Origin of the sequence: Acinetobacter tjernbergiae DSM 14971 = CIP 107465 (genome assembly GCF_000374425.1) — a bacterium.
In the GTDB taxonomy this organism is placed as follows: Bacteria; Pseudomonadota; Gammaproteobacteria; order Pseudomonadales; family Moraxellaceae; genus Acinetobacter; species Acinetobacter tjernbergiae.
The window spans coordinates 60,902-68,368 of the sequence record NZ_KB894376.1 but is presented as its reverse complement, the minus strand read 5'-3'; the positions used below and the strand labels follow the sequence as shown (position 1 = coordinate 68,368).

Below are 7,467 nucleotides of genomic sequence, written 5' to 3'. Positions count from 1 at the left end.
TCAAATCGAGACTTTGACCCAGATTTATTAGATATCTTCTTAGAGGAAGCTGATGAATTATTGGTAGGTATTGATGCGGATTTAAATACGTGGGCTGCTGATCAGCAAAATATCAATGCACTGAAAAACTTGATGCGTTATTTGCACACCTTAAAAGGTGGTTCAAATATGATTCAAGCACGTCATATTGGTTTGATTGCACATGAATTAGAAACAATTTATGAGAAACTGATTAATCAGCAATTACAACCATCTTCACAGCTAATCGCAGTGATTCGTGCAGTACAGGATGATATTGCAGATCGTATTCAAACGATTCGTGATCAGCAAGTAGATTACCCTGCAACGCACGTACTTCAACTCCTCCAACAAACAAATCAAACAGCTGATTCAGTTCAAGCGATATTTACGACTCATGGGCATGTTGAACAACCTGAGCATATAGCGTTATCTGAAAGTATTGAGCATGTCATCGCTACAGATGAGTTAATTTCAGTTGATGACAAGAAAATAAAAGAAACGTCAACTACTGAAATTATGCGTGAACTTGATCTTGATGATGATGTTCGTTCTCTGGTCGAGCAAACTTTCCTTGAAGAGGCAGAAGAGTTACTTGAGCAAGCGCAAACCTTATTAAGACAATGGTTTGATCAACGTAGCAATCGTAGCTTGTTATTACAGTTACAACGTAACGCCCATAGTTTAAAGGGCGGCGCACGTATGGCTGAGTTGGATGCAATTGCAATTGTCGCGTATCATTTAGAAAATGCATTTGAACAGTTTGGTGTTCATCACTTCAATTCAAATGTTTACGATAATTTACTCAATACTGCACTTGCATGGTTGAATGATGCGATTTTCAAACGTCAATACGCAAACTTTGATGGCTTAAAACAAAGTTTAGAAAAGATGGAGTTTGTGGATGTTTCAGCACAACTTCCTCAAAAACTCTCAGCCAAAGATATCTTTACGCCTGAATACACCATGGAGTTTGTTCAAGGCGATGGTACTGAACCACCATCAATGTTGGGCGAGTGGGAAACGACAGAACGTATTGAACAAAACAATGAAATGATTCGTGTCTCTGCTGAAGTCATTGAGAAGATGATTGATTTGTCAGGTGAGAATGCAATCAACCGTTCACGTATCGAAATGGACTTAGGTCAGTTGGGCGGTACGTTGACCGAGATGGAACTTGCAATCAAGCGTCTGGCAGATCAGCTACGTCGAATGGAAGGTGAGTTAGAAAGCCAAATTATTGCACGGCATGGTAGTGAAACCTCACGTTACGCAGATTTTGATCCATTAGAGATGGACCAATATTCATCTCTAAATCAATTGTCAAAATCACTGGCGGAATCTGCTTCGGATTTGGTTGACTTTAAAACTACGCTTTCAGAGAAGATTCGCGATACCGAAGGTCTGTTATTACAACAGTCACGTATTCAAGCTGAAATTCAAGAAAGTTTAATGCGTACTCGATTGGTACCATTCTCACGTTTGTTACCACGTTTGCAGCGTATTGTTCGTCAAACAGCATCAACATTGAATCGACCGACTGAATTGATTGTTAATAATACTGAAGGTGAATTAGACCGTAGTATTTTGGAGAGATTGGTTTCACCATTTGAGCATATGTTACGTAATGCGATTGATCACGGTATTGAAGATCGTGAACACCGTTTACAAACCAATAAACCTGAAACAGGGCATATTGTTTTAGATATTGGTCGCCAAGGTACTGATATCGTTGTTACTTTTAAAGATGATGGTAAAGGTATTGATGTAAATCGCATTAAAGAGAAAGCGATTCAAACAGGCTTGATGACCAAAGAGCAGAAACTTGATCATGAAGAAATTCTGCAATTTATCTTCCATCCTGGTTTTAGTACAGCAGCACAAGTGACGCAGATTTCTGGACGTGGTGTTGGTCTAGACGTTGTACAAAGCGATATTAAAGCATTGGGTGGTCATGTCAGTGTTGATTCAGTTTTAGGCAAAGGTACAACCTTTACGATACGCGTACCGACTACGGTAGCTGTGAGTGATGCGTTGATGGTAAAAGCAGGCGATCAGCAATTTGCATTCCCACTTGCACAAATTGATCGTATTGTTCGTATTTCACCAATGGCTTTGGAACAATATTTTGATAGTAAGGAAGATTACTTCACAATTGACCAAGAGCGATATCGTTTACGTTATTTATCAGAGTTTGTCGCTGGGCAGCCAATTCCTCGTTTACATGGAGTTGTCCACTCCTTACCCGTGCTTTTAATTAAGGGTGCACAAGGGCAAACTACCGCATTACTTGTTGATCAATTAATTGGCTCTCGTGGACAAATTGTTGTAAAACCAATTGGACAGCAATTCTCAAGTATTGGTGTTATTGCTGGTGCTACGATCTTGGGTGATGGTCAAGTATGTTTAATTCTAGATGGTCAAAATATTGCAAGACATGCGCAGTCTACCCATCGTAATAAACATGCAGATGAGACTTATACCAAACAACGTTATGATGAACGTCGTTTGATCATGATTGTGGATGACTCAGTTACGGTACGTAAAGTGACAACCCGTTTGTTAGAGCGTCAAGGTTATGATGTTGTTACTGCGAAAGATGGTGTTGATGCGATTGAGCAACTTGAAACGATTAAGCCTGACTTGATGTTACTTGATATTGAGATGCCGCGTATGGATGGCTTTGAGGTTACAAACCTCGTTCGACATCATGAATTACATCGAGACTTGCCAATTATTATGATTACATCACGGACCGGTGAAAAACATCGTGAACGTGCCTTATCATTGGGCGTCAATCAATATATGGGTAAACCATTCCAAGAAGAGGCCCTCTTAGAAAATATTGAAAGTTTACTGACAGTGCGCTAACGAGGTGAAATGTAATGGTTAAAAAAAGTGCAGACTCGGTATTGGGGAAAATTGACCAGCAAGAGCTACAACACTTAATTACGGTATCAACTGGATTTATTGATGCCTATATTATTCAGTGCCATAAAAAAGTTCCGATGCTGTTACCACAAAATATTGTGTTATCAGCTATGGATACTCAGACCACTGTCGATCATATTGAATGGCATGATTTAAAGCTTCCAATTTATGCAGTAAATGATCCTGATAACAAACATGGCGTAGCCTTAGTTGTTGAAGGAGATGATGTTTCTGAGCGTTTTGCTCTGGTTTGTAATGAAATGCCAGAATCAATTCGTTTACGTATTTCAGAAATCGTAGATGAGGAATTGGATATTGATGACAGCAATGTCTTTAAATATGTAAAGATTGGTGAAAAGCAATATTACGTTCCAAATTTACAAAATATACAAACGCAACTCGGTTTATAACAAAAAAGGAACTCTACGGAGTTCCTTTTTTAATGCTGGATATCTTTACTTTATTGGGCAAGAAGCTCTACTAAAATTTGTTCGTAAATCTCTGCTAGAGGCTCAAGGTCAGCAACATTGACATGTTCATTAATTTGGTGAATTGTTTCATTTAATACACCTAGTTCTAGAACTTGAGCGCCTGTTGGTGCAATAAAGCGACCGTCAGAAGTACCACCACTGGTTGAAAGTACAGTTTCGACACCTGTTACGTTTTTGATTGCTGTTTTTGCAGCATTTACTAATTCACCCACAGGCGTTAGAAATGGTAAACCTGACAAAGTCCAATGAATATCATAAGTTAAATTATGTTTATCTAATATCTCAAGTACGCGTTGTTTAAGAATGTCTGCGGTGACTTCTGTTGAATAACGAAAGTTGAAGGTTACTTTTAAAGTCCCTGGAATGACATTCGTTGCGCCTGTTCCAGCCTGAATATTTGAGATTTGAAATGAGGTGGCAGGAAAATATTCATTACCATTGTCCCAAACAGCGTCACATAGTTCGGTTAAGGCTTTAGAGGCAGAATGAATTGGATTGTTTGCCAAATGAGGGTAGGCAACATGACCTTGTTTACCATGTACCGTTAAAATGGCATTTAAAGAGCCACGACGACCATTTTTTACAATATCGCCTAGTTGATGAGTACTCGATGGTTCGCCCACTAAGCACCAATCCATTTTTTCATTGCGAGCTTCTAAGGTTTCAATAACTTTCACAGTTCCATTAATTGAAGGACCTTCTTCATCCGATGTAATTAAAAAAGCAATAGAGCCTTTATGATTCGGGTGATTCGTTACAAAACGTTCAGAAGCAACAACCATGGCTGCAAGTGCAGTTTTCATATCCGCAGAACCGCGTCCATATAACTTACCATCACGAATACTTGGTAAAAATGGATCAGAATTCCATGCATCTAAATGACCTGTCGGCACGACATCAGTATGACCTGCAAAACAAAAAACAGGTGCTGTTGTTCCACGACGAGCCCATAAATTATCGACATCTTCAAAGCGCATATTTTCGATATTAAAGCCAATCTTTGCTAAGCGTTCAGCCATAATATTTTGACAATCATGATCGACAGGAGTAACAGATGGTTGACGTAGGAGTTGCAAACTAAGTTCTAGAGTATCGGAGTGGTTCATGCGAGATGTGGCTAAATCTGGTGAATTCTGAAGCGCTATAATAGGGGAATACCATTAAGAAAGGTATGTAAAAATAAACCTTATCTGCGTCTAGATAAGGTTTTATGAAAGTTGTTCTATGAGATTACATTTTATCTTGAGTTTTTTCAGCAGTTTGAGTGACTTTATCACCTGCTTTAGAAACATCCTGCCCAAAACCTTTAAAGGTATTACAACCAGTTAAAACAAAAGCACTCATGAGAGAAGCAACTAAAATCTTTTTCATCATTTTCTCCGTTTAAATGTAATTATGATGTTCTTAGAGGCTAAAAAAATACTTATAAAATGAACATGATAGTTTGATGGTAAATGTGTTATGAAATGTTATTCAAAATGATTGTTTGATAATGGTGGTGTCGTAAATAAAGGGGAGGGTTGACGGAACATATAAAAAGAAGGAGTTGGCGTTTCATGGTAATACAGCCCATTTGTCCACCATTGCGCTGTTAGCGAGGATGCATGTTGATCTGGGCATAGCCATTCATGGCGTTGTAATCGATAGTATGGTGTTGTTGGAATATGCGTTCCCCATTGTCCCAAACGTCGGGATGGGTTAACCCAATTAGGTAGTACAAACTCACTCAAATGATTGGGTAAATACAATTGTCCTTTCATTACCGCAAATTTACGTTGAATGTGGTACTGGTTTGCTTCAGAAAACTGAAATTGACGCTCAGTAAAATGTTTTAGTTTTCGATGTAAAGTATCTTGTTTGTTTAGACCAAACCATTGTGCTAGATCTAATTTACCTTCGCCAAGATAGTATTTAAGTGCAACTTCCCAATGTTCGATTTCTTGGGTTTCTTGATTAAATAGCACAAAATCTAGTTCACCTAAAGTGATTGCGCCTGCAATTTTTTGGATACTATGCCCTAACAATTGATAGGGGTGGTAGTCACCATCTTGTAACCAAAACCATAATAAATTTTCAAATCGTAGACCTAAACGGGTACTTTTAAGACGTGCTAGGAAATCAATTAAAGGCTGTGGTTGTTGATCAAGTTGTTGTAGGCGTGTTTGATAATTTTGATAAAAATTTTGCCAACTTTGATCATTATGAAACTCAAAATGATGGTTAAGTTTCAGCTCATTTGGGCGTTGCGTTAGGATATTTGGGCTCGCGATACAAAAAGCCAAGTGACGGACAATTGGATTCTTAAACTGCAACCATGGTTCAAAAAAAGTGGTTGTGGTCATTCGACTAGACATGCTGCTACTCAATTATTGAAATAATCAGTTAAGTTTAAGAAAGAGCAATAAAAACACTTTATACTAGCATGGTTGTAAACATGTGTCGGTTAATTACTCAATGAAAACATTGTTCTGGCGTAGCTTAGTCGTGGTTTTTATTATTTTAGGAATCATTGGGGCAATACTACCAGGCATGCCAACAACTGTATTTTTAATACTTGCAGCATGGGCAGCATCTAAAGGCTGGCCTGAAATGGATGCTTGGCTATTAAATCATCCCAAATATGGTGTGACCTTACGCAATTGGCGTGAAAATGGGACTGTACCACGTCGGGCAAAATGGATCGCTAGTATCATGATGCTGATCAGCGGTATTTTGATGTTATTTACCAATGCACCGTTCTTTGTCAAAGTTTTTACCGATGTCACTATGTTTATTGTTGCCGTATGGTTGTGGCTACGACCTGAGCAGCGTTAAGAAAAGCGAAGCTCTTGCGAAATATATTTCTCATGCGCAAGATGAGAACTATGTTCGAGTAAAGGTGTTAGGAAAAGCGAATTAGCTGCGCAAGACGAGAACTATGTTCGAGTAAAGGCGTTAAGAAAAGTGAAGCTCTTGCGAATATATTCCTTATGCCCAAGACGAGCAGCTATGCTGTTAGTAGCGGATTAAGAATAAGAACAAATGATGATTTCGTTACTGGATTTAAAACCTATCGCTAATTAAAACAACTGAAAAATACAAGAAAAAGCCTGTAGTCTGTGTTGAAATAAATATGTTCTATCGTCCATCGAGATAAAAATGACCTATACCTTTGATCAGGCAGATATTGTCATAGACTTAGCACAACAGATCTTACGTTTGCCAAAACACAATAAATTTTATGTGATTTCCTCTGGTAAGAATGGTATTGGGGAACAAGAAAATAGCGGTAAAACCCCAAGAGGGTGGCATCAAATTGCACAGAAGATTGGTGGAGAAGTAGAAAAAAATGCGGTCTTTGTTGCACGTCAGCCAACAGGAGAGGTGTACAACCAACAACTTGCACAACAATTTCCACAAAGAGATTGGATTTTATCTCGAATTTTATGGTTAGACGGTTTAGAAGATGGGTTTAATCGCGGAGATGGTTGCGATACATTTAAGCGATATATCTATATTCATGGGACACCTGACACTGAACCAATGGGTATTCCAATGTCTCATGGCTGTATTCGAATGAAAAATCAGGATGTGATTGAGCTTTTTGAGCTTATTACAGCACAAGCATTGGTTTATATTTCTGAACAGGCATTGGAAAATGAATGATAAAAACACCAATAAGTGCTTAAATAAAATACGGAAATCTGGTTTTTTTCAAAGAATTACTTATTTTTTAATCATTCGTGCGCTTTTTTCGGAAAAGAATAGGAAAAGCGTTTGACAGGCTGTAAAGATTCTCTATAATGCACCTCACAAACGATGAAGACGTTAAGGGCGCTTAGCTCAGTTGGTAGAGCGTCTGCCTTACAAGCAGAATGTCGGCGGTTCGATCCCGTCAGCGCCCACCAAGCCTTTACGTTAAAACTCAAGTGCAGCGGTAGTTCAGTTGGTTAGAATATCGGCCTGTCACGCCGAGGGTCGCGGGTTCGAGCCCCGTCCGCTGCGCCACTTAAGTTTTAATATCGTTTTACCCTATAATTGCAAAATT

7 protein-coding genes and 2 tRNA genes are annotated in these 7,467 nt (G+C 38.7%); 6 read left to right on the top strand and 3 right to left on the bottom strand.

Features of this window, described 5'->3' with window-relative positions:
* A partial coding sequence (locus C502_RS0115830; protein ID WP_018679764.1) for a hybrid sensor histidine kinase/response regulator occupies positions 1–2,889 on the top strand: 2,889 nt, incomplete at its 5' end.
* Positions 2,890–2,903: 14 nt separating this feature from the next.
* Positions 2,904–3,359, top strand: a complete 456-nt coding sequence (locus C502_RS0115825; protein WP_018679763.1) for a hypothetical protein — start codon at positions 2,904–2,906, stop codon at positions 3,357–3,359.
* A gap of 50 nt (positions 3,360–3,409) precedes the next feature.
* Here the strand turns inward: C502_RS0115825 and dapE are convergent, their stop codons facing one another.
* The 3 genes from dapE to C502_RS0115810 all read right to left on the bottom strand — a co-directional run bounded on the left by dapE (position 3,410) and on the right by C502_RS0115810 (position 5,794).
* Entirely contained in the window at positions 3,410–4,546 is a 1,137-nt protein-coding gene (dapE, locus tag C502_RS0115820; RefSeq protein WP_023274678.1) for a succinyl-diaminopimelate desuccinylase, read from the bottom strand.
* A gap of 124 nt (positions 4,547–4,670) precedes the next feature.
* Positions 4,671–4,814, bottom strand: a complete 144-nt coding sequence (locus C502_RS0115815; protein WP_167320988.1) for an entericidin A/B family lipoprotein — start codon at positions 4,812–4,814, stop codon at positions 4,671–4,673.
* Positions 4,815–4,909: 95 nt separating this feature from the next.
* Complete coding sequence (locus tag C502_RS0115810) at positions 4,910–5,794, bottom strand: DUF1853 family protein (RefSeq protein ID WP_018679760.1); 885 nt, start codon at positions 5,792–5,794, stop codon at positions 4,910–4,912.
* A 100-nt stretch (positions 5,795–5,894) separates the two neighbouring features.
* Between C502_RS0115810 and C502_RS0115805 the strand changes: the two genes are divergently transcribed.
* From C502_RS0115805 to C502_RS0115790, 4 genes are all read left to right on the top strand, one after another.
* A complete protein-coding gene (locus C502_RS0115805) occupies positions 5,895–6,254 on the top strand; it encodes a YbaN family protein (protein WP_018679759.1) in 360 nt (119 codons plus the stop codon).
* 324 nt (positions 6,255–6,578) lie between these two features.
* Positions 6,579–7,085: a cell wall-recycling L,D-carboxypeptidase ElsL gene (gene elsL / locus C502_RS0115800; RefSeq protein ID WP_018679758.1), complete on the top strand. Its 507-nt coding sequence runs from the start codon at positions 6,579–6,581 to the stop codon at positions 7,083–7,085.
* 166 nt (positions 7,086–7,251) lie between these two features.
* Positions 7,252–7,327: transfer RNA gene (locus C502_RS0115795), tRNA-Val, on the top strand.
* A gap of 23 nt (positions 7,328–7,350) precedes the next feature.
* Positions 7,351–7,427 (top strand) — tRNA-Asp (locus C502_RS0115790).
* The last annotated feature ends 40 nt before the right edge of the window (positions 7,428–7,467 follow it).

What these genes read in the sequence shown, in the direction of transcription:
- C502_RS0115825 (WP_018679763.1), top strand. Translation starts at nt 2,904, where the DNA reads ATGGTTAAAAAAAGTGCAGACTCGGTATTGGGGAAAATTGACCAGCAA.
- dapE (WP_023274678.1), bottom strand. Translation starts at nt 4,546, where the DNA reads ATGAACCACTCCGATACTCTAGAACTTAGTTTGCAACTCCTACGTCAA.
- C502_RS0115815 (WP_167320988.1), bottom strand. Translation starts at nt 4,814, where the DNA reads ATGATGAAAAAGATTTTAGTTGCTTCTCTCATGAGTGCTTTTGTTTTA.
- C502_RS0115810 (WP_018679760.1), bottom strand. Translation starts at nt 5,794, where the DNA reads ATGTCTAGTCGAATGACCACAACCACTTTTTTTGAACCATGGTTGCAG.
- C502_RS0115805 (WP_018679759.1), top strand. Translation starts at nt 5,895, where the DNA reads ATGAAAACATTGTTCTGGCGTAGCTTAGTCGTGGTTTTTATTATTTTA.
- elsL (WP_018679758.1), top strand. Translation starts at nt 6,579, where the DNA reads ATGACCTATACCTTTGATCAGGCAGATATTGTCATAGACTTAGCACAA.